22 protein-coding genes and 1 pseudogene are annotated in these 26,297 nt (G+C 70.1%); 7 read left to right on the top strand and 16 right to left on the bottom strand.

Annotated elements, in window-relative coordinates; all coding sequences use genetic code 11:
• Positions 1 to 32: 32 nt before the first annotated feature.
• Positions 33 to 218: a hypothetical protein gene (locus BLW76_RS47550; protein WP_143060528.1), complete on the top strand. Its 186-nt coding sequence runs from the start codon at positions 33 to 35 to the stop codon at positions 216 to 218.
• Positions 219 to 259: 41 nt separating this feature from the next.
• On the opposite strand, the gene BLW76_RS02180 is transcribed toward BLW76_RS47550, so the two are convergent.
• The 3 genes from BLW76_RS02180 to BLW76_RS02170 form a co-directional block, all read right to left on the bottom strand.
• Positions 260 to 2,743 (bottom strand): DNA gyrase/topoisomerase IV subunit A, encoded by a 2,484-nt coding sequence (locus BLW76_RS02180; RefSeq protein WP_091304179.1) that lies wholly within the window; start codon positions 2,741 to 2,743, stop codon positions 260 to 262.
• Between the two features lie 28 nt (positions 2,744 to 2,771).
• On the bottom strand, positions 2,772 to 4,823 hold the full coding sequence (locus BLW76_RS02175) for a DNA gyrase/topoisomerase IV subunit B (RefSeq protein ID WP_091304178.1): 2,052 nt from the start codon (positions 4,821 to 4,823) through the stop codon (positions 2,772 to 2,774).
• Between the two features lie 134 nt (positions 4,824 to 4,957).
• The gene (locus tag BLW76_RS02170) at positions 4,958 to 6,463 is read right to left on the bottom strand and encodes a hypothetical protein (RefSeq protein WP_091304177.1); all 1,506 of its coding nucleotides are present in this window, start codon (positions 6,461 to 6,463) and stop codon (positions 4,958 to 4,960) included.
• Positions 6,464 to 6,570: 107 nt separating this feature from the next.
• On the opposite strand from BLW76_RS02170, the gene BLW76_RS02165 reads away from it, so the two are divergent.
• Together BLW76_RS02165 and BLW76_RS02160 are read left to right on the top strand one after the other, a co-directional pair.
• Positions 6,571 to 7,683 carry an LLM class flavin-dependent oxidoreductase gene (locus BLW76_RS02165; protein WP_091304176.1) on the top strand — a complete coding sequence of 371 codons (1,113 nt, stop codon included), beginning with the start codon at positions 6,571 to 6,573 and terminating at the stop codon, positions 7,681 to 7,683.
• Positions 7,680 to 8,267, top strand: coding sequence for a CE1759 family FMN reductase (locus tag BLW76_RS02160; protein ID WP_091304175.1), 588 nt, complete (start codon positions 7,680 to 7,682; stop codon positions 8,265 to 8,267). The genes BLW76_RS02165 and BLW76_RS02160 overlap by 4 nt, the downstream gene beginning before the upstream one ends.
• A 172-nt stretch (positions 8,268 to 8,439) precedes the next feature.
• Here the strand turns inward: BLW76_RS02160 and BLW76_RS49425 are convergent.
• The 3 genes and pseudogenes from BLW76_RS49425 to BLW76_RS02150 all read right to left on the bottom strand — a co-directional run.
• Positions 8,440 to 8,640 (bottom strand): annotated as a pseudogene (locus BLW76_RS49425) (HNH endonuclease); the annotation flags it as partial.
• 109 nt (positions 8,641 to 8,749) lie between these two features.
• Complete coding sequence (gene ltrA, locus BLW76_RS02155) at positions 8,750 to 10,207, bottom strand: group II intron reverse transcriptase/maturase (RefSeq protein WP_167384433.1); 1,458 nt, start codon at positions 10,205 to 10,207, stop codon at positions 8,750 to 8,752.
• A gap of 494 nt (positions 10,208 to 10,701) precedes the next feature.
• The gene (locus BLW76_RS02150) at positions 10,702 to 11,829 is read right to left on the bottom strand and encodes an HNH endonuclease signature motif containing protein (protein WP_091304173.1); all 1,128 of its coding nucleotides are present in this window, start codon (positions 11,827 to 11,829) and stop codon (positions 10,702 to 10,704) included.
• 188 nt (positions 11,830 to 12,017) lie between these two features.
• On the opposite strand from BLW76_RS02150, the gene BLW76_RS02145 reads away from it, so the two are divergent.
• From BLW76_RS02145 to BLW76_RS02135, 3 genes are read left to right on the top strand one after another with little or no spacing between them, the layout of a single operon-like run.
• Complete coding sequence (locus BLW76_RS02145) at positions 12,018 to 13,442, top strand: serine hydrolase domain-containing protein (protein ID WP_244170018.1); 1,425 nt, start codon at positions 12,018 to 12,020, stop codon at positions 13,440 to 13,442.
• Positions 13,409 to 13,837, top strand: coding sequence for a PGPGW domain-containing protein (locus tag BLW76_RS02140; protein ID WP_091304172.1), 429 nt, complete (start codon positions 13,409 to 13,411; stop codon positions 13,835 to 13,837). Before BLW76_RS02145 ends, BLW76_RS02140 begins: the two co-directional genes overlap by 34 nt.
• Before the next feature lie 10 nt (positions 13,838 to 13,847).
• Positions 13,848 to 14,498: a TetR/AcrR family transcriptional regulator gene (locus tag BLW76_RS02135; protein ID WP_091304171.1), complete on the top strand. Its 651-nt coding sequence runs from the start codon at positions 13,848 to 13,850 to the stop codon at positions 14,496 to 14,498.
• Here the strand turns inward: BLW76_RS02135 and BLW76_RS02130 are convergent.
• The 7 genes from BLW76_RS02130 to BLW76_RS02100 all read right to left on the bottom strand — a co-directional run bounded on the left by BLW76_RS02130 (position 14,458) and on the right by BLW76_RS02100 (position 22,631).
• Positions 14,458 to 15,120, bottom strand: a complete 663-nt coding sequence (locus BLW76_RS02130; protein WP_091304170.1) for a Rossmann-fold NAD(P)-binding domain-containing protein — start codon at positions 15,118 to 15,120, stop codon at positions 14,458 to 14,460. The genes BLW76_RS02135 and BLW76_RS02130 overlap by 41 nt on opposite strands.
• Positions 15,117 to 15,512, bottom strand: a complete 396-nt coding sequence (locus BLW76_RS02125) for a carboxymuconolactone decarboxylase family protein (RefSeq protein ID WP_091304169.1) — start codon at positions 15,510 to 15,512, stop codon at positions 15,117 to 15,119. The genes BLW76_RS02130 and BLW76_RS02125 overlap by 4 nt, the downstream gene beginning before the upstream one ends.
• 107 nt (positions 15,513 to 15,619) lie before the next feature.
• Complete coding sequence (locus BLW76_RS02120; RefSeq protein WP_091304168.1) at positions 15,620 to 18,079, bottom strand: LamG-like jellyroll fold domain-containing protein; 2,460 nt, start codon at positions 18,077 to 18,079, stop codon at positions 15,620 to 15,622.
• Positions 18,080 to 18,108: 29 nt separating this feature from the next.
• Positions 18,109 to 19,077, bottom strand: coding sequence for an ABC transporter permease (locus BLW76_RS02115; RefSeq protein WP_091304167.1), 969 nt, complete (start codon positions 19,075 to 19,077; stop codon positions 18,109 to 18,111).
• Entirely contained in the window at positions 19,074 to 20,024 is a 951-nt protein-coding gene (locus tag BLW76_RS02110; RefSeq protein ID WP_091304166.1) for an ABC transporter permease, read from the bottom strand. Before BLW76_RS02110 ends, BLW76_RS02115 begins: the two co-directional genes overlap by 4 nt.
• A complete protein-coding gene (locus tag BLW76_RS02105; RefSeq protein ID WP_091304165.1) occupies positions 20,005 to 21,561 on the bottom strand; it encodes a sugar ABC transporter ATP-binding protein in 1,557 nt (518 codons plus the stop codon). Before BLW76_RS02105 ends, BLW76_RS02110 begins: the two co-directional genes overlap by 20 nt.
• On the bottom strand, positions 21,558 to 22,631 hold the full coding sequence (locus BLW76_RS02100) for an ABC transporter substrate-binding protein (RefSeq protein WP_091304164.1): 1,074 nt from the start codon (positions 22,629 to 22,631) through the stop codon (positions 21,558 to 21,560). Before BLW76_RS02100 ends, BLW76_RS02105 begins: the two co-directional genes overlap by 4 nt.
• 151 nt (positions 22,632 to 22,782) lie before the next feature.
• On the opposite strand from BLW76_RS02100, the gene BLW76_RS02095 reads away from it, so the two are divergent.
• A complete protein-coding gene (locus BLW76_RS02095) occupies positions 22,783 to 23,787 on the top strand; it encodes a LacI family DNA-binding transcriptional regulator (RefSeq protein WP_091304163.1) in 1,005 nt (334 codons plus the stop codon).
• A gap of 97 nt (positions 23,788 to 23,884) precedes the next feature.
• Here BLW76_RS02095 and BLW76_RS02090 read toward each other — a convergent pair whose 3' ends face one another.
• From BLW76_RS02090 to BLW76_RS02080, 3 genes are all read right to left on the bottom strand, one after another.
• Entirely contained in the window at positions 23,885 to 25,042 is a 1,158-nt protein-coding gene (locus BLW76_RS02090; RefSeq protein ID WP_091304162.1) for an AAA family ATPase, read from the bottom strand.
• Between the two features lie 32 nt (positions 25,043 to 25,074).
• The gene (locus tag BLW76_RS02085) at positions 25,075 to 25,626 is read right to left on the bottom strand and encodes a snapalysin family zinc-dependent metalloprotease (RefSeq protein ID WP_091304161.1); all 552 of its coding nucleotides are present in this window, start codon (positions 25,624 to 25,626) and stop codon (positions 25,075 to 25,077) included.
• Between the two features lie 115 nt (positions 25,627 to 25,741).
• Complete coding sequence (locus BLW76_RS02080; protein WP_091304160.1) at positions 25,742 to 26,227, bottom strand: winged helix-turn-helix transcriptional regulator; 486 nt, start codon at positions 26,225 to 26,227, stop codon at positions 25,742 to 25,744.
• Positions 26,228 to 26,297 lie beyond the last annotated feature (70 nt).

Raw genomic sequence — 26,297 nt, 5'->3', positions numbered from 1 at the left:
CCCCGCACCCCCGACTAACATGAACATTCTTCATGAACGGTCGGAGGGTGCGGGTGCGGGCGATCTCGACGGCGGAAGCCGGTCAGCGGACCGGCGGGCTGGTCGCCGTGTTCGGCGACGACGATCCCGCCGGAACCCGGCCGCGCGAAACCGGCCCGGCGGCGGCCGAAGAACTGGTCCGCCGGCTGCGGGAGTTCTACGGCCTGCCGCGGTCGTGAGTGGTAAGGCGGGTTCTAACGCGCCTTACCACTCACGAGCGTCAGTCGCGTTCGATGAGGTGACCCACCACGTCCGGGCCGGGGTGGGCGTGGCCGGAGCCGTCGCGGCGGACGTCGATCTCCGGGAGCTCCACCGGGTCTCCGTTGCGGGCCGCGCCCGCCGGGCGGGGGCCGATCCACGCCACGCGCAGCGCCGTCTCGCCCTTGAGGAACCGCTGCGCCCGGACACCGCCCGTCGCGCGGCCCTTGGCCGGGTACTCGCTGAACGGCGTCACCTTCACGCTCTGGCCCGTCGAAGTGATCACCAGCGGCTCGCCGTGCTCGTCGTCGTCCGTGCGGACCGCGCCGAAGAACACCACCGATCCCGAACCCACGTTCATCCCCGCCATGCCGCCGCCCTTCAGGCCCTGCGGGCGGACCAGGGACGCCGCGTACTTCAGCAGCGACGCCTCCGACGACACGAACGCCAGCGTCTCCGAACCGTCCGTCAGCCAGGTCGCGCCGACGACCTCGTCGCCGTCCTTCAGCGAGATCACTTCGAACTCGTCCGAGCGGACCGGCCACTCGGGCGCGCAGATCTTCACGACGCCGGCCTTCGTGCCCAGCGCCAGGCCCGGCGACCCGGCCGCCTGCTCGCCCAGCGGCGCGATGCCGATCACCGTCTCGCCCTTTTCCAGGGGAACCAGCTCGCGAGCCGCCATGCCGCCGCGCAGTGACACCGTGCCGGCCTGCTCGGGCAGCACCGGCAGCGGCAGCACGTCCGTCTTGAACGCGCGGCCGCGGCTGGTCACCAGCAGGACCTGCCCGCGGGCGGTCGTGTGGACCAGCGCCGCCACGGCGTCGTGCTTCACGCGGCCGTTGCGGCGGCGCGTCTCGGTGGCTTCTTCGGACTCGGCAGCGGTGCGGGCGACCAGGCCGGTCGCCGAGAGGATCACCTGGCACGGGTCGTCCGCGACTTCGAGGGGTCCGGACGGCTTCGACGCGGCCAGGACCTCCTTCAGGTCGCCGTCGATCAGCGCGGTGCGGCGCTCGGTCGGGAAGTCCTTCGCGATCTTCGCCAGCTCCGAGGAGACGAGCTTCTTCAGCACCGACTCGTCGTCGAGGATCTTGGTCAGCTCCGCGATCTCCTCGCGCAGCCGCTCCTGCTCGGACTCGAGTTCGAGGCGGTCGTACTTGGTCAGCCGGCGCAGCGGCGTGTCCAGGATGTACGTGGCCTGGATCTCCGACAGCTTGAAGCGCGTCATCAGGCCGTCCTTCGCGGCCTGCGCGTTCTCGCTCTCGCGGATGAGCCGGATCACCTTGTCGATGTTCAGCAGCGCGATCAGCAGGCCGTCGACCAGGTGCAGGCGCTCTTCGCGCTTGCGGCGGCGGTACTTGGTGCGCCGCGTGACGACGTCGTAGCGGTGGCGGAGGAAGACCTCGAGGAGTTCCTTCAGGCCCAGCGTCTGCGGCTGGCCGTCGACGAGGACCAGGTTGTTGATGCCGAACGACTGCTCCAGCGGCGTCAGCCGGTAGAGGTCGGCGAGCAGGGCCTGCGGGTTGACGCCGACCTTGCACTCGATGACCAGCCGGGTGCCGTTTTCGCGGTCGGTGAGGTCCTTGACGTCGGCGATGCCGGTGAGCCGCTTCGACTTGTTGACCTCGTCGGTGATCTTCTCGATCACCTTCTCCGGGCCGACGCCGTAGGGCAGCTCGGTGACGGTGATCGCCTGCCGCCCGCGGCTGCCTTCGAGGGGCCCGGTCTCGACGTTCGCGCGCATCCGGACCACGCCGCGGCCGGTCTCGTACGCGCGGCGGACCTCGTCGAGGCCCAGCAGCTTGCCGCCGGTGGGCAGGTCGGGGCCGGGCACGAACTCCATCAGCTTGTCGAGCGTCGCCGACGGGTGCGTGATCAGCCACCGCGCCGCGGCGATGACCTCGCCGAGGTTGTGCGGGATCATGTTGGTCGCCATCCCGACCGCGATCCCGGACGTGCCGTTGACCAGCAGGTTCGGGAACGCCGCGGGCAGCACGGACGGCTCTTCGAGCGAGCCGTCGTAGTTCGGGCGGAAGTCGACGGTGTCCTCGCCGAGCTCGCCGACCAGCTGCATCGCCTCCGGCGACATGCGGGCTTCGGTGTACCGCGAGGCGGCCGGGCCGTCGTCGGGGGAGCCGAAGTTGCCGTGGCCGTCGATGAGCGGGACGTTCAGGGAGAAGTCCTGCGCCAGCCGCACCATGGCGTCGTAGATCGCGACGTCGCCGTGGGGGTGGTACTTGCCCATCACGTCGCCGACCACGCGCGACGACTTCACGTACGCGTGCGTGGGGCGGTAGCCGTTCTCGTTCATCGAGTACAGGATCCGGCGGTGCACCGGCTTCAGCCCGTCTCGCGCGTCCGGCAGGGCGCGCGAGTGGATGACCGAGTACGCGTACTCCAGGTAGGAGTCTTCGATCTCGGTCTTGAGCGAGTTGTCGAAGACGTGCGCACCGGGGGAGTCGAACGCGCTGGGATCGACCTTGGTGGTGGTGCCCTTGCGGCGTGCCACGGCAGAACTCCTTGGTAGCTACGAAAACTTAAGCGTCGATGGCTTCGCGGTCGATCCGGTCCGAAGAGGCGACCAGCCAGTTGCGCCGGGGCTCGACCTTCTCGCCCATCAGCAGTTCGAGCGCGCCTTCGGCGGCCTCGACGTCGTCCATGGTGATGCGGCGGACCGAGCGGGTGGCCGGGTTCATCGTGGTCTCCCACAGCTCGTCGGCGTCCATCTCGCCGAGACCCTTGAACCGCGGCACCGGGGTGACGATGCTCTTGCCGGCCCGCTCCAGCTCGGCGTACTTCGTCTCCATCTCCTGCTGCGTGTACGTGAAGTGCGTCTCCGGGTTGCGGCCCTTCGTGACGAGCTTGTGCAGCGGCGGCATCGCCGCGTACAGCCGGCCGTCTTCGATCACCGGGCGCATGTACTTCGCGAACAGCGTGATCAGCAGCGTGCGGATGTGCGAGCCGTCGACGTCCGCGTCGGCCATCAGGATGACCCGGCCGTAGCGCATGGTCGACAGGTCGAACGTGCGCCCGGTGCCCGCGCCGAGCACCTGGACGATCGACGCGATCTCGGCGTTCTTCAGCGTGTCGCCCAGCGACGCCTTCTGCACGTTGAGGATCTTGCCGCGCAGCGGCAGCAGCGCCTGGTACTCCGAGACGCGCGCCATCCGCGCCGACCCCAGCGCGCTGTCGCCCTCGACCAGGAACAGCTCGCTGCGGGCGACGCCGGTGGTGCGGCAGTCGACCAGCTTCGGCGGCATCGCCGCGCCTTCGAGCGCGGTCTTGCGCCGGGCGGCGTCCTTCTGCTGCTTCTGGGTGAGCCGGACGCGGGAGGCGTCGACCACCTTCTGCAGCACGACCTTGGCCTCGGACTTCGTCTTGCGGTCCTCGGTCCAGGCCTTGACGTGCTTGTCGACGATGCCCTGCAGGACCCGGGTGATGCCGGCGGTGGACAGCTCGTCCTTGGTCTGCGAGGTGAACTGCGGCTCCGGCAGCCGGACGTGGATCACGGCCGTCATGCCCTCGAGGACGTCCTCGATCGTCGGCATGTCCTCCTTGGGCTTGAGCAGCCCGCGGGTCTTGGAGATGGCCTCCTGCAACGCCTTGGTGACCGCGCGGTCGAAGCCGCGGCGGTGGGTGCCGCCGTGGACGTTGCGGATCGTGTTGGTGAAGCACTCGACCGTGCGCTCGTAGCCGGTGCCCCAGCGCAGCGCCACCTCGACCTCGGCGTGGCGCTCCACATTGGACTGCATGACGCCCGCGGCGTCGGCCGCGTTCTCCTTGTACGTGCCTTCGCCGGTGATCAGCAGCGTGCCGCAGACCGGCTTCTCGCCCGACGGGGCCAGGAAGTCGACCATGTCGGCCAGGCCGTGCGGGAAGTGGAAGGTCTCCTCGTTGATCGTGTCTTCGATCGCGGTGCGCAGCACGTACGTGACGCCCGGGACGAGGAAGGCGGTGTTGCGCAGCTTGGCCCGCACGCCTTCGACGTCGAGCGCCGCGCCGGACTCGAAGTAGCGCGCGTCGTACCAGTAGCGGATGGAGGTGCCGCTGCGCTCGCCGCGCTTCATCTTGCCCACGACGTTCAGCCCGGAGCGGCGGGTGAACTTCGCCTTCGGCCCGGGCGCGTCGAACGTGCCGGGGACGCCGTGCTTGAACGACATCTGGTGGACCTTGCCGTCCTGCTTCACCGTGACGTCGAAGCGGTGGGACAGCGCGTTGACCGCGGAGGCGCCGACGCCGTGGAGACCGCCGGAGGTCTTGTAGCCGGAGCCGCCGAACTTGCCGCCGGCGTGCAGCCGCGTGAGCACCAGCTCGACGCCGGACAAACCGGACTTGGCGTGGGTGCCGGTGGGGATGCCGCGGCCGTCGTCGTCGACCTGGACGCTGCCGTCGGCGTGCAGGGTGACGACGATCTTCGTCGCGTGGCCCGCGACACCCTCGTCGGTCGAGTTGTCCACCACCTCGGAGAAGAGGTGGTTGATGCCCCGGCTGTCGGTGGAGCCGATGTACATCCCGGGGCGTTTGCGGACGGCTTCGAGACCCTCGAGATGCGTCAGGTCGTCGGCCCCGTACAAGGTCTCGGCAGTCACAGGGTCGTTCTCCCGGATCGTGGCTCGCGAAAGTGCTGGTGGTGGTGCGGACTCGCCTGCACCGTAGTGCAGGATATCCGCCACCCCCGACAACTTTCGCGCGCTCCCGCTCCCGGAGTGGCGTGCGCCGCCCCCTAACGGGGGTCGTAGCCCAGGTCGGGCCACAGGCCCAGCAGGGCTTCGATCTTCCGCGGGACCTGGAAGCTGTTCCGGAAGTTCGGCTTCTCGCCGATCGCGGCGAGGGCCTTGCGGAGGTCGCCGAAGGCCGGTTTGGCGGCCGACTGCCGGGTCAGGACGTAGCAGTACGTCCGGCGGGGGTAGGCGAATTCGTCGATGTGCGCCTGCAGGACGAGGCCGGGTGCCTCGATCCGGGAGCCGACGAGGGGACGGCCCTGCTTCTGGCTGTAGACGGGGATCACGTGCACGCCGGCGCGGAGGGTGCGCGGCGGGTCCTGGCCCTGGCCGTCGTCGGCCCAGAGCAGCTCGACCCGGAACGGTGATTCGCCGTTTTCGCCGGGGTGGGTGTACTCGCGCTGCAGCTCTTCGAGCCGGTACTCGGCCTCGGCGGACGGTTCGCCGCCTTCGACGAGGCTGACCAGGTAGAGCTCGGCCGGGCGCGGCCAGGCCGGGCGGGGCACGTCGGTGGCTTCGGGGGCTTCCGGCTCGGCTGTCGCAACCGGTTCCGTGGTGGCGGGCGCTGCGGAAGTGTCCGCCGGGGCCCCGGCGCCGGGCTCGCCGGCTTGGGCGGCCGCCGGGACGCCCGCGCCCGGCTGCGCCGGGCCGGCCGGTGCGGTGGGGGACGTTGCGGGCCCGGGCGTGCCTGCCCCCGGCTGCGCCGGAGAGGCGGGCGATAGGGCCGTGCCGGGCTGGGCCGCGGTGCCGGTGTGCTCCGGCGCACCCGGGCGCACCGGGGAACCGGCGGCGGGGCTCGCGGGGCGCACCGGGGAACCGGCGGCGGGACTCGCGGGGCGGACCGGCGAGGGTGGTGGCGTCGGGGCTGCCGGGCGGACCGGCGATGGCGGCGGCGTCGCGGCCGCGGGGCGGACCGGGGTCGCCGGGCGGCTGGTCACCACCGGGCGGGCGGGTGCGGGGGCGGGCCGGGTCGTGGCCGGGCGGGCCGTGACCGGCTTGCCGGCGCCGTACTGCTCCAGCAGCGGCTCCAGGTCGCCGGCGGTCAGCGACGGGCCGGCGAGGTCGCACCACTCGAGCCAGGCCTCCTGGGCCTCCTCGACGGTGTGCCGCTCGTGCGAGACGGTGACGGCCTCGAACAGCTGCCGCGGGCCGGCGGCGGTGACGTCGGCCGAGCCGACCACGACGAACGACGGGTCGTCCTCGGCGATCACCAGCTTCGCGTTCAGCCCCCGCAGCGAGTGCACGATCACGCCCGCCTTGACCCAGTGCAGCAGCGCGTGCGGGCTGGTCGCGCCGGACAGCACGGTGTCCAGGCTCGCGTCCGTGATCAGCGTGTCGCCGGGTTGCAAGGGCAGCAGGGCCGCCGCGCCGGGCCCGACGTGACCGAAGGCGGCCACGAGGTTCCGGCGCGGGGCGAGCAAGGGGGTGATCGAGGCCCAGATGTCGCGACCGGCGAGTAGTCGTACCGAACGTTCTGCCAAACCCAGCCGAGCGAGCTCCGCGTCCATGTCCCCGACCTTAGCCGGTGCCCCCAAGGCACTTGTCGGCCGGAATATCTCTTGCTTGGAAGTAGTTGAACGCGCATGTAAGATGGGGCTCGCGAAGGGAGCAGGTCATGCAGTTCGGAATCTTCACGGTGGGCGACGTCACGACCGATCCCACCAACGGCACCGAGCCGACGGAGCACGAGCGGATCAAGGCGATGGTCCGCATCGCGCTCAAGGCGGAGGAGGTCGGCCTCGACGTCTTCGCGACGGGCGAGCACCACAACCCGCCGTTCGTCCCGTCGTCCCCGACGACGATGCTCGGCTACATCGCGGCGCAGACGTCCAAGCTGATCCTGTCGACGTCGACGACGCTGATCACGACGAACGACCCGGTGAAGATCGCCGAGGACTTCGCGATGCTGCAGCACCTCGCCGACGGCCGCGTGGACCTGATGATGGGCCGCGGCAACACGGGCCCGGTGTACCCGTGGTTCGGCCAGGACATCCGCCAGGGCATCCCCCTAGCAGTCGAGAACTACGCGCTGCTGCGGCGGCTGTGGCGCGAGGACGTGGTGGACTGGGAAGGCAAGTTCCGCACCCCGCTGCAGGGCTTCACGTCGACGCCCCGGCCGCTGGACGGAGTTCCGCCGTTCGTGTGGCACGGGTCCATCCGCAGCCCGGAGATCGCCGAGCAGGCCGCGTATTACGGTGACGGCTTCTTCGCCAACCACATCTTCTGGCCGACGTCCCACTTCCAGCAGCTGATCGCGTTCTACCGCCAGCGCTTCGAGCACTACGGCCACGGCTCGGCGGACCAGGCGATCGTCGGCCTCGGCGGGCAGGCGTTCATCCGGCCCCGCTCCCAGGACGCGTGGAACGAGTTCCGGCCGTACTTCGACAACGCGCCGGTGTACGGGCACGGGCCGTCGCTGGAGGAGTTCACCTCGCAGACGCCGCTGACGGTGGGCAGCCCGCAGGAGGTCATCGAGAAGACGCTGACGTTCCGTGAGCACTTCGGTGACTACCAGCGCCAGCTGTTCCTGATGGACCACGCGGGGCTGCCGCTGAAGACGGTCCTGGAGCAGCTCGACCTGCTCGGCTCGGAGGTCATTCCGGTGCTGCGGAAGGAGTTGGACGCCATGCGGCCGGCTCATGTGCCGGACGCGCCGACCCACGAGTCTCTCAAGGCGGCAGCTTCGGCGGCGGCTTCGGCTTCGGCTTCGGTGGAGGCTGGGGTATGAAGCTCGCAGTGGTGACGGCGGGTCTGTCGGTGCCATCGTCGACCCGCCTGCTGGCCGACCGCCTGGCCGCGGCGACTGCCGCCGCGGCCGGGGCGCCGGTCGAGGTTTCCGTGGTGGAGCTGCGGGACATCGCGTTGGACATCACGAAGAACTTGTTGACGGGCTTCCCGAGCCCGGAGCTGCGCACGGCGATCGAGACGGTGGTGTCCGCGGACGCGCTGATCGCGGTGACGCCGGTCTTCACGGCCGGGTACAGCGGGCTGTTCAAGTCGTTCTTCGACGTGCTGGACACGGATTCGCTGGTGGGCAAGCCGGTCCTGCTGGCGGCGACGGGCGGGACGGAACGCCATTCCCTGGTGGTGGACTACCAGTTGCGGCCGCTGTTCGGGTACTTGAAGGCGGCTCCAGTGGCGACGGGCGTGTACGCGGCTTCGTCCGACTGGGGCAGTGGCGAGGCGGCGGGGGCGTTGCAGCGGCGGATCGAGAAGGCGGGCGCGGAACTGGCATCGGCGGCCGAGGGGCGGGTTGCGGTGGCGAAGGAGCCGGATTTCGTTCCGTTCGAACAGTTGCTGGCAGCGGAGTGACGCGGCCGGCCGTCGCGGTGACGCGGGGGCCGGCTGGTGGTCGGGCTGAGGTTGTTGCGAGTCGGGGGCTGTCGCCTCGGGCGGTTGAGTGAAGATTTCCGGGATCGGTTCGCTGAGTTCGGCGGGCGTGGGTGTGGGCCCGTAGCCGTGTGGCTGCGGGCCTTTCCCGTGTTCAGGCTGCGAATGGCAGGGGTTCGTGGAGGTTGTTGCGCCGCGGTTTTCGGCGCCGGTCGATGAATGCTGGTGGGAGGAATTCGGGGAGGCCGTCGGGGGCGATGCGGACTTCCCAGCCGGAGCGGTGCAGGAGCCGGTGGTGGTGGGCGCATATCAGGATCAGGTTGTTCAAGTTTGTGGGGCCGCCGTCTGCCCAGTGAGAGTCGGCAGGGGGCGTGGTGTCCGGATTTCGCCGGGTCGTTTCCCCTTGCCGCTTTCCCGAACCCGGCGTACCCGTTTCCGAGTACCGGGCTCTCCACGAGTCGCCGTCAGGCAGGCGAGACGCCTGGTTTGTCCCATGGTGTCGGTATCCGGTGGCCCCGGTAGCGATAACGCTGAATGGTCATCGTGGCGGGTTGCCAGAGTGCGACACTGTTGTATTCCGGCCACCACCGGTTGTAGTAGCGGCGGATGATCCACCGTCTGCTGGTGCGGGGGTGTTTGTTCTTCAGCCATTCCCAGACCCGCCACCACAGGTAGTGCTGGAGATGGTGGTAGGCCTTGCTGGAGGAACTGTGCCGGAAGTACTGGGCCCATCCGCGGGTCATCGTCCCGAGTTGCCGGAACAGTCGGTCCGCGTCCTGATGGGTGATCCGCTTGGTCGCTGCCTTCACCTTCCGTTTGATGGAAGTCATCGACTTCTTCGACGGATAGGTGTAGATCAGTTTCCGGTCGCTTCCGTATTGAGTGTGCCGCTGGATGCGGAATCCCAGGAAGTCGAATCCCTCGTCGATGTGCACGATCTGTGTCTTTTCCGGGGCGAGCCGAAGCCCGATCCGGTCCAGGATCGCACCGATCTCATCCCATAGTTTCTCCGCGTGGTCTCGGGTTCCGTTGACCAGGACGACGAAGTCGTCGGCATAACGGGTCAGCCGGAATGTTGCGCCGCCGCGTTGGCGATGGCGCGCCCGGGTCCAGGAGTTCCTGTGGTTCTCCCAGATCTGGTGGAAATAGTCGTCCAGTTCGGAGAGAGTGATGTTGGCCAGCAGTGGCGACAGAATGCCGCCCTGAGGGGTTCCGGAATGGGTGTCCCGGTCGGCGTCGTCCTCGCTGAGGATTCCCGCGCGCAGGAACGCCTTGATCAGCTCCAGGATCCGCTTGTCCTTGATCCGTTTCCGCACCAGCCCGAGCAGGGCGGTGTGGTCGATCTCGTTGAAACAGGCGGCGATGTCGCCCTCGAAGACCCACTCATAGCCCTGCTGGGCATAGTGGCGGATCTCCTCGACGGCGTCCTGGGCCCGGCGCCTGGGCCGGAAACCATAACTGGAGTCCCGGAACCCGGTCTCGAAGATCGGTTCCAGGGCCAGCTTCAGCGAGGCTTGAACGACCCGATCGGTCACGGTCGGTATCCCCAGCCGGCGCGTCTTCCCGCCGGTTCTGGGAATGTGCCGTTCCCGGACCGGGAGCGGACGGAACGCCCGAGCCTTCAGATCAGCCCGGATTTCCTCCAACAACCCGACAACACCCAGTTTCGATTCGGTGATCGAGCGGACAGTCCGCCGATCGACACCCGCGCTGCGTGCTCCGGTGTTCCCCGACACCCGTTCCCACGCCGTGACGAGGAATGCGGGGTCGGCCACGAGGTTATAGAGATCATCAAACCGGCGGCCGGGATCGGCCGCCGCCCAACGGTGCAGCTTCGTTTGCATTCCCAGTACCCGCTGCCCTGCGGTGAACGGCACCAACAGCAGATCACCGATGTTCACCGGTGAGGCTTCTTCTGGCATTACCTCAACTTCCCTGCTTCGTCTCGCTGTCGCCCTTCCCCATGTGGACGGCTTTCCCGTCCTCGGAGTACTACGGCGACTCCGCCCCATCGCAAGCCTCTCGGCAGGCAATGCGCCTATCCGTCATCAGACCACCGGCTGTGACCCGTTTATGGAAGGCTTGCGGTGGTTCCCATGTTCACGTGTTCCCGATCGACGAGTGAGGCACCCAGCTTTACCCCGGCAGTCCCTGTGAATACGCCACAGACTTTCTCCACAGGCTGCCCGAGAACAATTCCCGGGCGGACGCTACCCCTACCACTTGGTTCACGCGCACTGCACTACCGACCCATATCCGCCAGGTTCGAGTCGGCTCCACATAACGAGGCTTCAGACACTGATTCCTATTCGTATACCTTCTCGTCTCGCTCACCGAGCCCGCACCATCTGGCGATACTGGCACGACTCGACTTTGTCAGGGCCGCTTGCCACCTCAACCTGCCCATTCCCGCAGGTCAGGCTGCCCTCAGCTTCACCGAACCGCTGTGACGATCCAGCGTCGGAGGTCTTGCACCTCCGATCGGATAAACACGCGCCTCATGGCGCACGTGCCGGATGTGGTGGCCCTGGCAGTGTCGGGGTGGGCGGTGGCAGCCGGGGAAGGCGCAGCCTCGGTCGCGGAGGAACAGGGCTCGGCGGAGGCCTGCGGAGATCAGGCGCCGGAGGCGGCCGAGGTTGAGGGGTTCGCTTTTCTCGCCCAGGACCGCGGGGATGATCATGGCGTCGCAGGCGTGGACCCGGGCCTCGGCGGCAGTCATCGTCCCGGTGTCGCCGAGGGTGGCCTTCCCGACCCCGGACCTCAGATCCGCCAACGACACGGCGACCATGACGTGGGCGCGTTCCCCGGCCTGCATCGGCAGGTCCGGGGAGTTGAGGGCGAGATCCACGGCGTCGGAGAAGGCATCACCGTAGCGTTTCGGGGTGGTGCGGAAGTCGGGGCCGTCGTCTCCGGTGCGGCGTTCGGCCAGGGCGTCGAGCAACGCGTTGGCGCGGGTGCCGGTTTCGTCGTCGAACCGGCCGCTCAGCTCCCATACCCCGGTTCTTTTCCGGCGCAGGAACAACTCCCGCGTCGGCGCCACCGGCTCGGTGTCGTCGGGGGCGGGGCCGTCGGGGACGAGATGGGCGAGGATGCGGGCACCGAGAGCGGCAACTTGCTTGTGGCCAGCCTCCTCGGCGAAGGTCAGCAGGTTGGCCTCGGCACTCAACCGATGCTCGGGCGGAACCTGGGTCAGGACATCGGTGATCACGTCGATCATCGGGTTGCTCAGCCGCCCAGCCCGGGCAGCGACACCGGTCGCGGGTGCCAGGGCGGGAATCGGGCTGCCATCGAGGTTGCGGCCGGGATTGACCAAGCGGGCACGCTTCATCAGACGTTCCACGAAAGGCTTGGGCTCGTCGGCGAGGTGCTCCAGAAGCCGTGCTGCAGAACGGTATCCGAACAGCTCCAGCACTCCACGCTGCTCGATTTCCACCAGCAGCGCACCAAGTTCGGCCTCGGCGGAGCGTATGGTCGTGAGCAGCTCACCGATGCGGTCGGCGAATGCCACCGCTTCGGAGGAGGAGTGAGCCGCGTTGCCGGTCATACCTCCAAACTACCTGCTATCGAACAAAAGTCATCACTCGATCAGGTGGTTGCCGATGTCAAGAATGCATAAACCCTTACGCTGCAACGAATCTCCACATGACGAGCGCAGGGGGTGCCGAAAGTAGGGGGTGGTACCCGCCGTCCGGCAGCAGTCAGCCGGGGTGCCCGGCACCTACCTTCAGCGGCATGACCAGGCTCTTCCTCCTGCTCGCAGCCCTGCTGCTCGCCACCGCGACCCCGGCGCGCGCGGCCGCTCCGCTTGACATCGACGGCTACGTCCGCGCCTACCTCGACCACACCGGCCTGCCGGGCGCCGCCATCGCGGTCACGCACGGCGACGACGTCGTCCGCGTCGCGGGCTATGGCCACGATGCCGACGGCAACCCCATGACCGCGTCTACTCGGCTGCCGATCGCGTCGGTGAGCAAGTCCATGACCGCCTTTGCCGTCCTTCGGCTCGTCGAGGACGGCCGAATTGACCTGGACGATCCCGTGACGCGGTACCTGCCGGACTTCCGGCTCGCCGATCCGCGCGGTGCCCGGATCACCGTCCGGATGCTGCTGGAACAGACCTCCGGCATGGCCGACGAAGCCTTCCCCGATCTGACGCTGCCGCAGCCGCACACCCTTGCCGAGGCCGTCGCCCGGCTGCGGGACGCGCCACTCGCCGACGAGCCGGGTGCGCGGTTCCACTACCACAACCCGAACTACGAGGTCGCCGCGCGGATCGTCGAAGTCGTTGGCGGGCGGCCGTTCGCGGACTACCTCGACGGGCACGTCTTCCGGCCGCTCGGCATGACCCACAGCGCCTCCGCCGACGCGCCGCCGTCCGGGACCGAGGGGTACGTGCGGGCCTTCGGGATCGAGGTGCCCGTGTCCGAACCGGACTGGTTCACCGGTGGCAGCCACGGCGTGCTCAGCACCGCCGAAGACCTGGCGAAGTGGCTGCGAGCGCAGCAGGACGGCGGTGGGGTGCTGACCCCCGAGTCGGTCCGCGGCGCGCACACCCCCGCGGCCGGCCGCGACTACGCGCTGGGCTGGCGCGTCCGGGACGGCCGCGTGGGGCACACCGGCGAGTGGTTCTCCCACACCGCGGCGCAGCTGCTGCTGCCCGGCGGCTACGGCGTCGCCGTGCTCGCCAACACCGGGATGGCCCTGGACAACGAGGCCGAGCTGCTGGCACAGGACCTCGCGAGCCTGCTGGAAGGCGGCGCGCCGGAACCCGCACTACCCGCCGGGGTGGTCGCGGACCGGGTGCTCGGCGCGCTGGCCCTGGTCGCGGTGGGGCTCGCCGTGCTCGGTGTGCGCCGGGCCCGGAAGCGCGCGTGGTGGCGGGTCGTGCCGCCGCTGCTGCCGCTCGTTCCGCTGGTCTTCCTGCCGCAGCTGCTCGGGTGGGTATTCGCCGGACGGCGGGGTACCTACAGCCAGGTGCTGCACGTCTGGCCGGGCCTCGTGGTCGCGCTCGGCGTGGTCGCGCTGGCGGGCCTGACCGTGGCCGCGGCCAGGGCACGGGCCCTCGTGAGTGGCACGCGAGGCCGCGACCAGGAACAATCGGACAGGACGACGGGAGACACCGAGTGGGCATCGGCAAACAGACGAAGCGGATCCTGATCACCGTGGCGGGGGCCGTCCTGCTGCTGGTCGGGGTGCTGCTGCTCGTCCTGCCCGGCCCCGGGCTGCTGCTCGTGCTCGCCGGGCTCCTGGTGCTGGCGTCGGAGTTCCCGGCGCTCGAGCGGTACGTCGACCCGGTGCGCGACCGCGCGATGAAGGCGGCCGAGGACAGCGTGTCGTCGCCGCTGCGGATCGCCGGGTCGGTGCTGGCCGGGCTGGCGCTGCTGGCGGCCGGGATCGTCTGGGGCACGGTCAAGTCGCTGCCGTTCAGCGGCTGGAGCACCGGGTCGAGCCTGATCCTGTCGTCGGTGATCCTGTTCGCGCTGCTGATCTGGAGCTATCAGCGGGTCAAGACGCGCCGCGACACCGGGACCAAGGCCTCGACCGACCGGTAGCCTCGGCGCCATGAGCGCCGGATTCCAGCGCGCCCGCCGTCCCGAACAGATCGAGGCGCGCCGGCGGGCGATCCTCGCCGCGGCGGGGGAGCTGCTCGCCGAGCGTCCGGTCGCCGACATCAGCCTGCGGGAGCTGGCCTGTCACGTCGGGCTGGCGAAGTCCAACGTCATCCGGTACTTCGACAGCCGCGAGGCGATCTTCCTGGAGGTCCTCGACAGCGCGTGGACGGCGTGGCTGGACGAGCTGGAGGAGGCGCTGGGCGAGCCGGGCCCGCCGGAGCCCGGCTTCGCGCGCGAGGAGCGGGTCGCCTCGACGATCGCGGCGACGCTCACCGGCCGTCGGGTGCTGTGCGAGCTGCTGAGCTCGATGGCGCCGGTGCTGGAGCGCAACATCCCGGTGGACTTCGCCCGCAGCTTCCGGCGCCGGGCCGCGGCGAACACCGAACGGCTGGGCGAGCTGGTGCGGGTCCGGGTGCCGGAGCTGCCGTCGGACGCGGCCCGGCACTTCGCCCGCGGGGTCGTGGTCCTGCTGTCGGGCTCGTGGCCCGCGGCCCACCCGACGGCGGCCGTGGCGGCCGTCGAGCAGGGGGACGCGCCGGTGTTCGGGCTGGCCGAAGGGCTCACGAACCTGCTGGCCGGGCTCGTCGCGCGAGGGCGGTGATGTCCGCGTTGTCCAGGATCGGCCGCGCGTACCCCGCCGAAGCCACCGCCAGCATCGCGAGCCCGATGTCCTCGGTGGTCGTCACCGCGCGCGGGAACAGCCGCTTCAGCACCGGGTACAGCGGCATCGCGACGCGGTAGAGCACCCGGTACAGCCGGGTCTTCGACGTGCTGCCGTGCAGCGGCTGGATGTAGCCGGGGCGGAAGGCGAACGTCCGCAGCGGCAGCCGTGCCAGCGCGTTCTCGGTCGCCCCTTTGACGCGGGCCCAGCGCACGCGGCCGCGCTCGGTGCTGTCGGCGCCCGCGCCCGAGACGTACCCGAACGTGGTGCCGTCCGGGAGCTTGCGGGCCACCGAAAGGGTGAGCTGGTACGTGATCCGCTCGTACTCCTCCGGCGCCACGCCCACCGACGACACCCCGAGGCAGAAGAAGCAGGCGTCGTACCCGGTGATCGGCTCGAGGGCGAACAGGTCCTCCTCGACGGCTTCGCGCAGCTTCGGGTGGCTGGTGCCGGCCGGGGACCGGCCGATCGCCAGCACCTCCTCGACCCGTTCGTCGCGCAGGCATTCCCGCAGTACGCCCTGGCCGACCATGCCGGTCGCGCCGAACAGGACGACCCTCATGCGCTCGTCACCGGCAGCAGCCCCCTCTCGGCGAAGACCTTCTTGGCCGTGAAGGTCGCGTTCAGCGCCTTCGGGAATCCACAGTAGACGGCCGAGTGCAGGAGCGCCTCGACGATCTCCGCGGGTGTCAGCCCGACGTTGAGGGACGCGTTGACGTGCACCTCCAGCTGCGGCTCGCAGCCGCCGAGGGCGGTGAGCATGCCGAGCGTCACCAGCTGGCGGTCACGCGGCGCCAGGCCCGGCCGCGCGTAGACCTCGCCGAAGCCCCACGACACGACGGCTTCCGCCAGCGCGGGGGAGACGTCGGCGAGGTTGTCGAGCACGCGCTGCCCGCTCTCGCCGTCGATGGCGGTCAAGGTCTTCAGGCCGAGTTCGAAGCGCGCGTCGGTCATGGCGGGTTCCTTTCCCCAGTACGTCGTTGCCCGATCGACGCTAGGGGCTGGAGCGTGCTCCAGGTCAACCGTGACGGCCACCACGGCGGGTGGCCGTCACGGGCGCCCTACTTGCCGCTCGAGTACAACGCGCTCACGTCGGCGTCGGACAATGCCCGGTCGTAGACGTGGACCTGGTCGACGGCTCCGTTGAGGAAGTCGACCGGGTTGCCGCCGTACTTGCCGCGGCCGATCACCGTGTGGCCCGTCGATGCCTCGCCGAGGCAGACGCTCTTCGTGGCCGCCAGCTGACCGTCGACGTACAGCTTGAGCGTGCCCGATGCCGCGTCGCGGACGCCTACGACGTGGTACCAGCGGTTCGGTTCCGGAGCCGTGGATGCCAGGGCCCGCGTGCCCACGAAGCTCATCGCCAGCCGGTGGTCCGCACCCGAGTACTGCAGGAAGAACGCGCTGTTGCTCGGGCCGTCCTGGCTGACGACGGTCTGGAAGCCGTCGCCCACGGCGTTGAAGCGAACCCACGCCGCCGCGCTGTAGCTGCCTTCGGTGTTCAGCAGGGCCGCGCCCGTGTCGGCGAACTGGCCCGATCCGTTCACCGCCAACGCCGAACCGTTCTTCCCGGCCGTCCAGGACGCGCCGCCGACGAGCGTCGCGTCGTGGTCGCCGACGACGTCCGCGGCCACCGTGCCCGCGTTCTCGTCGAACGGGTACGCGGCGATGCCGTCGATCCCGGGCGTGCCGGCGGGCACCGAAGGGCCGGCGACCGGAGCGCCGGTGGCACCCTTGATCACCGCGAGGTTCGCCGTGCGGACCGCCGCGAAGTCCATCTTCTTCACCTGCCGGTCGTAGGTGAAGAAGCCGTTGACCTCCTTCTCGACGTCGGTGGTCTGCGTGTAGACCCCCGCGGACACGCCGCACCGCTGCGCGACCAGCAGCAGGCGCTGCTGCAGCTCGCCGTAGCGCCGGGTCAGCGTCGCGCTGTCGGGCTCCATCTCGTAGGCGAAGCTGCCCGCCGGGTCGAACTCGTGGCCGGCCACCTTGAGGCCGAGGCCGCCGTACTCGCCGTCGACCGCCGCGCGGGTGCCGGTCTGCATGGGCGTGCCCGGACCGGTGTAGCTGTGGTCGTCGTAGATGTCACCGCGGCCGCTGTCCGGTTCCGACCGGCAGCAGTTGACGCCGGATTCGGCGTTCACCAGCCGCGTCGGGTCCCAGGACTTGACCAGGTCGGCGATGCGGCCGACCTCGTAGTCGCCCCAGCCTTCGTTGAACGGCACCCAGCTCACGATCGAGGGGAAGCTGCGGTGCTGGTCGATCATCCGCTTCATCTCGGACTCGAACGTGACGCGCGCGGCGGCGGGCGGCTCGATGTCGTCCTTCATCGACGGCATGTCCTGCCACACCAGCAACCCGAGCTTGTCGGCGTGGTAGTACCAGCGGTCCGGCTCGACCTTGATGTGCTTGCGCACCATGTTGAAGCCGAGCGCCTTCTCCTGCTCCAGGTCGAACTTCAGCGCCGCGTCGGTCGGCGCGGTGTAGATGCCGTCCGGCCAGAAGCCCTGGTCGAGCGGGCCGACCTGCATGACGAACTTGCCGTTGAGCAGCATCCGCTGCTTGCCGTCGGCGGTCTTGCCGAGGCCGACCGTGCGCAGGCCGAAGTACGAGCCGACCTCGTCACCCGACGGGACGAGCTTCACCCGCAGGTCGTAGAGGAACGGGTCGTCCGGTGACCACAGGTGCGGCCGGTCCACCTTGAGCTTCAACGGCTTGTTCGCGTCACCCGTCACGCGGCCGACCACGCGGCCGCGGTCGTAGGCGACGGCTTCGACGCGCTGCCGCGCCGGCCCGCCGACGACCGCGTTCACCGTCACCGAACCGAGGTCCGGCGTGAGGTCAAGGCGGTCGATGCGCGCGGGCGCCACCGGCTCCAGCCACACGGTCTGCCAGATGCCCGACGACGGCGTGTAGAAGATGCCGTCCCCGGGTTTGCGCTGCTTGCCGAGCGGCTGTCCGCCGGTGTCGTTCGGGTCGGCGACGCCGACGATCAACTCCTGGTCGCGCGCGGTGGTCAGGGCGTCGGTGACGTCGACGGACCACGCGTCGTAGCCGCCGGTGTGGCGGGAGACGGTCTTGCCGTTGACGAGCACCGTCGTGTCGTAGTCGACGGCCTGGAAGTGCAGCAGGATCCGCTGGCCGCGCCAGTCGCGCGGCAGCTGGAACGTGCGGCGGTACCACATGTTCGTCTCGTGGCGCATGATCCCGGACAGCGCGGACTCGACCGGGTACGGCACGAGGATGCGCTCGCCGAGCGTCTTGCCGATCGGGGCGGCTTCCCCGGGCTTCGCCGAGGAGAACTCCCAGACACCGTTGAGGTTCTGCCACTTCGCGCGGGTCAGCTGCGGTCTCGGGTAGTCGGGGAGGGCGTTGGCGGGGGAGACGTCGTTCGTCCACGGCGTGGACAGCGGCGGGGCGAGCCGTTGCCACTGCGGTGGGGACTCGGCGTGCGCGGCGGGCACCGCGAGTCCGGTCAGGGCCATGGCCAGCGCGGCGGCCAGTCGGGCGGGGCGGAACATCGGTGAACCTCCTGGTTGGGGAGCAGGGTTCAGCGGGTTCGGGAGCGCGCCAGCAGGCGCTGGATCACCACGACGACGAGCAGGAAGGCCCCGCTCACCACCGTCTGGTAGTTCGAGTCGAGGGTGCCGATCTGGTTGATGACGTTCTGGATGAGCGTGCGCAGCAGCACGCCGACGAGCGTGCCGATGACCGTGCCGGCGCCGCCGGTGAGCAGCGTGCCGCCGATGACGACGACGGAGATCGCGTCGAGTTCGGTGCCGACGCCGATCACCGTGACGCCGGACTGCAGGTACGCGGCGGTGAGGATGCCCGCGACGCCGGCGAGCGCGCCGCTGAGCGTGTAGAGGCCGATCTTGGTGCGGGCCACCGGAAGGCCCATCAGCACGGCCGACTGCTCGGCGCCGCCGATGGCGAACACGGACTGGCCGAACCGGGTGCGGCGCAGGAGCAGCCCGCCGAGCGCGAACAGGACCAGCGTCAGGTACACCGGCACGCCGATGCCGAAGATCGTGCCCTGGCCCAGCCAGAGGAACGCCGAGCCCGGGTCCACTTTGTACGTCGTCGCGCCTTCGGACGTCAGCGCCAGCAAGAGTCCTCTCGCGAACAGCAGGGACGCCAGCGTGACGATGAACGGCGCCATCCCGGTGCGCGCGATGAGCACGCCGTTGACGAACCCGATCAGCGAACACACCGCCAGCGGCAACAGGATCGCCACGACCAGGCCGTACTGGGCGCCGTACGCGGCGAGGACGCCGCCGAGCGCGTAGTTCGAGCCGACCGAGAGGTCGATGCCACCGGAGATGATCACGAACGTCATGCCGAGCGCGATCACCGCGAGGAACGAGCTCTGCAGCGCCAGGTCGCGCAGGTTGTCCGCGGACCCGAAGCGGGGGAAGGCGAACCACGCGGCGGCCATGCCGAGCACGAGGACGACCGCCGCACCCTGGCGTTGCAGGACTCCCGCGAAGGCGGCGTTGCGTTCCGCGGTCCGGGTCATCGGCTGCTCCGCTCACGGGCGACGTAGACCGCGGCGACGATGATGGCCGCCTGGACCATCTGCGCGGTCGAGTCCGGCAGGTTGTGCTTGATCAGGGTGGCCTGGACGAGCTGCATGAGCAGCGCGCCGAACACGGTGCCGAGGACGCGGACCCGGCCGCCGGTCAGCGGGGTGCCGCCGACGACGACCGCGGTGATCGCGGACAGCTCCATGAGCAGGCCGACGTCGCTCGGGTCGCTCGCGCCCAGCCTCGACGTCGCCAGCACGCCGGCCACCGCGGCCAGCGCCCCGGAGATGACGTAGACGCTGACGAGCACGCGTTTCACCGGCAGCCCGGCCAGCGTGCTCGCCGCCCGGTTGCCGCCGATGGCGACCAGGTGGCGGCCGAACGTCGTGCGCTGGACGACCAGCCCGGCCAGCACCGCGAGCACGCCCGCGACGATCACCGTGACCGGCACGCCGAGGACGTCGCCGGTGCCGAGGGCGAGGAAGTCGCGGTTGTGCAGCTGGACCAGCTGGCCGTGCGCGATGACCAGGGCGAGCCCGCGGCCGCCGACCAGCAGCGCCAGGGTCGCGATGATCGGCTGGATGCCCAGGTGGGCGACCAGGTAGCCGCTGAACAGGCCCGAAACCACCCCGGCGACGACGGCCACGAGGATCGCCGTCAAGGGGCCGGCGCCCAGGTAGAGCGGGATGAGCGCGGCGGCGATCGCCATCACCGAGCCGACCGACAGGTCGATCCCCTCGGTACCGATCACCAGCGCCATGCCGAGCGCGACGATGCAGACCGGCGCCGCCTGCACCAGCTGGGTGCGGAAGTTGGCCGCGGACAGGAAGTTCTCGGTGAAGGCCACGTTGAACAGCAGCAGCACGACGACGGCCAGGTAGACGCCGTAGTTCTGCAGCCACGCGGTGACCTTCGCGCGCTCAAGGGTGGCGGTCGACATCGTTGTCACCCTCCGCTGCTATCGCCGTGAGCACGTTCTCCTCGGTGATGCGGTCGCCGGTCAGCTCGCCGGCCACCGCACCGTCGCGCAGGACGACCACGCGGTCGGCGCCGTCGATCAGTTCCTCCAGTTCGGACGAGATGAGCAGCACGCCGAGGCCTTCCCGCGCGAGCTCGTCGATCAGGGCTTGGACCTCGGCCTTGGCGCCGACGTCGATGCCGCGGGTGGGCTCGTCGAGCAGCAGGACCTTCGGGCCGGTGGCGAGCCAGCGGGCGAGCAGCACCTTCTGCTGGTTGCCGCCCGAGAGCTCCGACACCTTCTGCTCGGGACTCGCGGCCTTGATCCGCAGGCGGTCGGTGAAGATCTTGACGATCCGGTCCTGCCTGGCCCTGCTGACCAGGCCGAACGGCGAGAGCGCCGGCAGCGCGGCGAGCACGATGTTCTCCCGGACCGACAGGTTCGGGATGATGCCGTCGGTCTTGCGGTCCTCGGCCAGCAGCGCGATCCCGGCCCGCACGGCGTTCTTGATCCGGCCGGTGCGCAGCGGTTTCCCGGCCAGCAGCACGCTGCCGCCGTCGAGGGGGAACGCGCCGACGAGGGCCCGCGCGGTCTCGCTGCGGCCGGAGCCGAGCAGGCCGGCCAGCCCGACGACCTCGCCGGGCCGGATGCTCACCGAGACGCCGTGCAGCTTCCGCAGGCCGCTGAGGTTTTCCGCCTTGAGCAGCGGCTCGTGCTCGACGTCGTGTTCCTCGCCGAACGCCGTGACGCCCTCTTCGCGGATCTGCCGGATCTCGCGGCCGAGCATCAGCGACACGAGCTCGATGCGCGGCAACGGCTTCAGCGGTCCACTGTGGACGACCCGGCCGTCGCGCAGCACGGTGACGCGGTCGCACACCCGGTACAGCTCGTCCATCCGGTGGCTGACGTAGACGATCGCGATGCCGTGGTCGTGCAGCCGGTGCAGCACCTCGAACAGCGTCTCGACCTCGCGCGGCTCGAGCGACGACGTCGGCTCGTCCATGATGACGACCTTGGCGTCGGTCGAGACCGCGCGGGCGAGCGCGACCATCTGCTGCGCGCCGACACCGAGGGTGTGCAGCGGGCGCCGGACGTCGTCGGTGATGCCGTAGCCCTTGAGCAGTTCGCGGGCATCGGCGTTCAGCTTCCGCCAGTCGACGAGCCCGGTTTTCGTCCGGGGTTCGCGGCCGAGGAAGACGTTGCCGGCGATGCTCATCAGCGGGACGAGGTTGACCTCCTGGTAGATGGTCGAGATGCCGGCGCGCTGGGCGTCGATCGGCCGCTTGAACGCCACCGGCTCGCCGAGGTGGCGCACCTGCCCCGCGTCGGGCCGGTGGACGCCGGTGAGCACCTTGATCAGCGTGGACTTGCCGGCGCCGTTCTCGCCGACCAGCGCGTGCACCTCGCCCGGCGCCAGCGCGAAGCTGACGTCGTCGAGGGCGAGGGTGCCGGTGAACCGCTTGGTCACCCCGGTCACCTCGAGCACCGGCGCGGTGCGCACTTCGGTGGTGGCCGTCATCGGTAGGAGTTCCCGACCTTCTGGGCGGCGTTCGTCTCGTCGTACTGGTCGTCGCTGATCACGACGCTCGGCGGGATCGGCTCGCCGTTCTCGAACTTCTGCAGCGTCTGGAAGGCCAGCGGGCCGAAGCGCGGGTTCGACTCGATGACGGCGTTGTAGCTGCCGTCGACGATGAGCTGCACGGCGTTGCGGGTGCCGTCGATGGAGACGATCTTGACGTCCTTGCCCGGTGCCTTGCCCGCCGTCTTGAGCGCGTTGACCGCGCCGACGCCCATTTCGTCGTTCTCGGCGTAGACGGCGGTGATGTCCGGGTGGCTCTGGATGAGCTGTTCCATCACGGCCTGGCCCTTGGACCGGTCGAACTCGCCGGTCTGCTCGGCGACCACGGACAGCCCCGGCGTCTTCGCGAGCTCGTCCTTGAAGCCCTTGGTGCGGTCGGTGGTGACGTTGTTGCCGGACGAGCCGAGCAGGATCGCCACCTTGCCGGTGCCGCCGGTCGACTTCACCATCGCCTGGGCGGCGCGCTTGCCCTGCTCGACGAAGTCGGAGCCGATGAACGTCAGGTAGTCCGTGCACGGCTGCGACGTCACCTTGCGGTCGATGGTGACGACCGGGACCTTCTTGGCCTTCGCCGCGTCGAGCGCGGGCTGGAGGCCGTCGGAGTTGAGCGGCGCGACGACGAGCAGCTGGGCGCCGCGGTCGAGCAGCGACTTGATGTCGCTGATCTGCCGGTTCAGGTCGCTCTGGGCGTTGGTGACCAGCAGCTTGCCGATCCCCAGCTTGGCGGCTTCGTCACGGATGGACTGCGTCTCGGTGGTCCGGAAGGGGTTGGCCTCCTTTTCGGACTGGGAGAACCCCACCACCGCGGTCTTGAGGTCGACCTTCGGGTAGCCGGTCCGGTCGAGCGTGCAGCCGCCGGCGGACGGTGCGGCGGACTGGGCGCTGGCGGCCGGGCCGCCGCCGCTGACGGGGGCGGCCGGGGTTTCCTCCCGGCTGGTGCAGGAGGTGAGGGTCAGCGCGGCGGCGGCCGCGGTGACCAGGAGAAGGCGGGGACGGGACGGCAAGAGCACGGCGACTCCTCGGGCAGCGTCATCGGTGGCCCGCTCCGGGGTGATCGGGGTCACTCCGAGAGCCTTGGAGTACTTTTTACATCGTTGGAACAACGTTGTAAACCGGTCATCGTTGGCTACACTTCGTGCTCACTCTCTGAAGGGACCGCCCGTGACCGTGACGCTCAAGGACGTCGCCACGCTTGCCGGAGTGTCGGTGAAGACGGTGTCGAACGTCGTGAACGGCTACGCCTTCGTCAAGCCGGAGAACCGGCGGCGTGTCGAAGAAGCCTTGGCGGCGACGGGGTACCGGCCGAACATCGGGGCGCGCAACCTCCGGCGCGGCCGCACCGGGTTCCTGGCGCTGATGGTGCCGGAGCTGTCGATCCCGTACTTCGGCGAGCTGGCCGGCCTGGTGATCACGGCGGCGCAGCAGCGGGGCTGGAGCGTCCTGATCGAGCAGACGCAGGGCACCCGCTCGCGCGAGCGGGAAACGCTTTCTTCGCTGGGGCCGCACCTGGTCGACGGGGCTCTGGTGCACCCGGAAGCCCTGGAGGCGGCGGACTTCCCGGCCGACCCGGGCGGGATCCCCCTGGTGCTGCTTGGCGAGCACGCGGTGGACGTGCCGATCGACCACGTGGCGATCGACAACGTCCTGGCGGCGCGCACGGCGGTGGCCCACCTGGCCTCCCTGGGCCGCACGCGCATCGCGGCCATCGGGCGCAACCCGGCGCGCGGGACGTCGTCGCAGCGCCTGGCCGGGTACCGGGCGGCACTGGCCGAGGCCGGATTGTCCTATTCGGACGCTTTGGTGGCACCGGCCCAGATGTGGCACCGGGCGGTCGGCGCGACGGCGATGCAGTCGTTGCTGGCGCTGCCGTCGCCGCCGGACGCGGTGTTCTGCTTCAACGACCTGCTGGCGATCGGCGCCCTGCGCGCGGTGGCCGAGCGGGGCCTGCGGGTGCCGGAGGACGTGGCGATCGTGGGGTTCGACAACAACGAAGAGAGCGCATTCTCGCTGCCGTCGCTGACGACGATCGCACCGGACAAGACGGCACTGGCCGAGGCGGCGGTGGACCTCGTGCACCGGCGGATCACCGGGGACAAGACGTCACCGCCGCAGGACATCCAGACCCCGTTCGCACTGGAGATCCGCGAGAGCACCGCCGGCCGCTGAGGTTCCGAACGCCCCAATGTGGCGTTCGGTGCGTTGAACGCGCCCAATGTGGCGTTCGGTGCGTTGAGCGCAACCAACGCCACATTGGGGCGCTTGGTCAGCGGCCGGGCCAGTGCCAGGCGGGGCGGTCCAGGCGGCCCTGGCCGGCCACCTTCGTCTCGCCGTACTCCTTCTCCAGCTCCACCGTGCCCACGTCGGTGATCGCGGCGAGGGCGCGGATCAGGGGCTGGGCGTGGGACACCACCACCAGCTGGGTCTCCTTGGCCGCGGTCGCGATCAACGTGGCCAGTGCCGGCAACAAGTCCGGGTGGAGGCTCGTCTCCGGCTCGTTCAGCACCAGCATTTCCGGCGGGCGCGGGGTGAGCAGGGCCGCCACCCACAGCAGGAACCGCAGGGTGCCGTCCGACAGTTCCGCCGCCGACAGCGGGCGCAGCAGCCCGTGCTGGCGGAACTCGACCGCCAGCAGGCCGTCCTCGGAGCGCCGCACCTCCACCGTCGAGCCGGGGAAGGCCGCGTCGACCACCTCCGCGAGCTCCGCGGCCCGGCCCACCTCGATGATCGTCTGCAGGGCCGCCGCGAGGTCGGCGCCGTCGTGGGACAGCACCGGGGTGCGGGTGCCGAGGCGGGACTGGCGGGCCGGGGCGTCCGCGTCGGTGCGGAAGTGGTCGTAGAAGCGCCACGAGCGGATGCGCTCCCGCAGCACCAGCAGTTCCGGGCAGGCCCGCGGGTCGGCGAACTCGCTCAGCATGCTGTCCGTCAACCGGATCTTGAACCGCTCCTCGCCCCATGCCCCGGACGAAACGCGGGTGCGCACCGAGGGGCCGGCCCGGTCCGCGAGCAGCGCGGCCGTCCGCAGGACCGGCCCCGACCACACCGCCTCCCGCTTGAACTCGGGGTCGAGGTTGAACAGCGTCGCGCCCGGCACCGGCAGGCCCAGGTCGAGTGCGTAGCCGAAGTCGTCGCCCGCGAAGCCGAGCCGCAGGCCGACGGCTTTCGTGTGCACCTTGCCCTGGACCCGCGTGGTGCCGCGGCGCACGCCGTTCTCCGGACCGGCCCACAGCGTCGACGGCAGGCCGCCTTCCCTGGCCAGCGCCGCCACGGCACCGTTGCGGGACGCGTCCGCCAGCAGGCGCAGCGCCCGGTACAGGCTCGACTTGCCGCTGCCGTTGGGTCCGGTGACGACGGTCAGGCCGGACAGCGGCAGCACCAGGTCACGCAGCGAGCGGTAGTTCGCGACGGCCAGCGTGGTGAGCATGCCCAGAACCTAGCCGACGTGCGTGCTGCCCGTTACCGCACCGGCATGGTCATTTCGTAGACGCGGGTCGCGGCCTTGCGGGCGCCGGTGAAGCCGTTGGCCCACAGGGATTCCACCCGGGACGCCTCGGTCGCGTTCGGGTTCGCGTTGGTGCACGACGGGCCGGGGCCGCCGCCCGACATCAGCTCCGAGCACGGGCCTTCGTAGTGGTCCGGCAGGCCCAGCGCGTGCCCGGTTTCGTGGGCCGCGATGCGGGTCTTGTCGTACTGCTGTGCCTGCGTGTAGTCGATGAAGATCGTGCCGCTGCCGTGGCCGTCGGTCTGGGCGTACGAGCCGCGCGGGTCGTTGCCCTCGGTATAGTGCAGCGACGCGCCCGAAGAGCTTTCCTGGAGCTTGACGTTCGACACCGCCGCGTTCCAGTTGGCCGCGCCCGCGTTGATCACCGCGCGGAAGCTGGGGGCGGCCGAGGTGTCGTAGTAGACGATCGTGGCGGCTTCCGGCGCCGCGAGGGCCGGGGCGGCGGTCAGCGGGGTCACGATCATCGCCAGAGCGGCGGCGCCGGGCAGCAGGTACTTGCGGGACATCGGGACGACTCCTTGCCGTGGGGAATTTGCCGGATATGCGCGCGCTGGGTGTCGAACTTACGGAATCGCCCGGCGTTTGTGACCCGACTTTCGTACCGGCTTGGGGCCGTTCGGCTCAGTCGACCGGATTCGCCAGCGGGATCTCGTCCTCGCCGAGCCACGATCCGCGCCACGCCAGATCGCCCCTGGCCAGGGGTTTCCCGCAGCTGTCGCAGTTCGCGCCCGGCCGGGTGGGCTGCCCGCAGCGCGTGTGGACCAGTGTCGTCGGCCCGGCGTCCGAGGTCGTGTGGGTGTGTCCCCAGGTGCCGAGGGCGTGCAGCACCGGCAGTGCGTCCGAGCCGGCCTGGGTGAGGCGGTACTCGTGCCGGGTGCGGCCGCCGTCGCGGTAGGGGAGCTTCGTCAGCAGGCCGCGGTCGACGAGCTTGGCCAGCCGGGTGGTCAGCACGTTGTCGGCGATGCCGAGCTGGCTGCGGAAGTCCTCGAACCGGGTGGTGCCCGCGGTCGCGTTGCGCAGGATCAGCAGCGTCCACGGCTCGCCGAGGACGTCGGCGGCGCGGGCGATCGGGCAGGCGGCGTCCGCCCAGGTGATGCGACGGCTCATCGTGTGATCCCTTCGACCTGACTTGCTCGGAGCAAGTTTACGTCGTAGAGTCGGTTTCGGCTAGCTTGCA

Source organism: Amycolatopsis tolypomycina (genome assembly GCF_900105945.1).
Lineage (GTDB): Bacteria > Actinomycetota > Actinomycetes > Mycobacteriales > Pseudonocardiaceae > Amycolatopsis > Amycolatopsis tolypomycina.
Note: the sequence above shows the minus strand (reverse complement) of the source record. Positions and strands in the feature narration are given on the sequence as shown.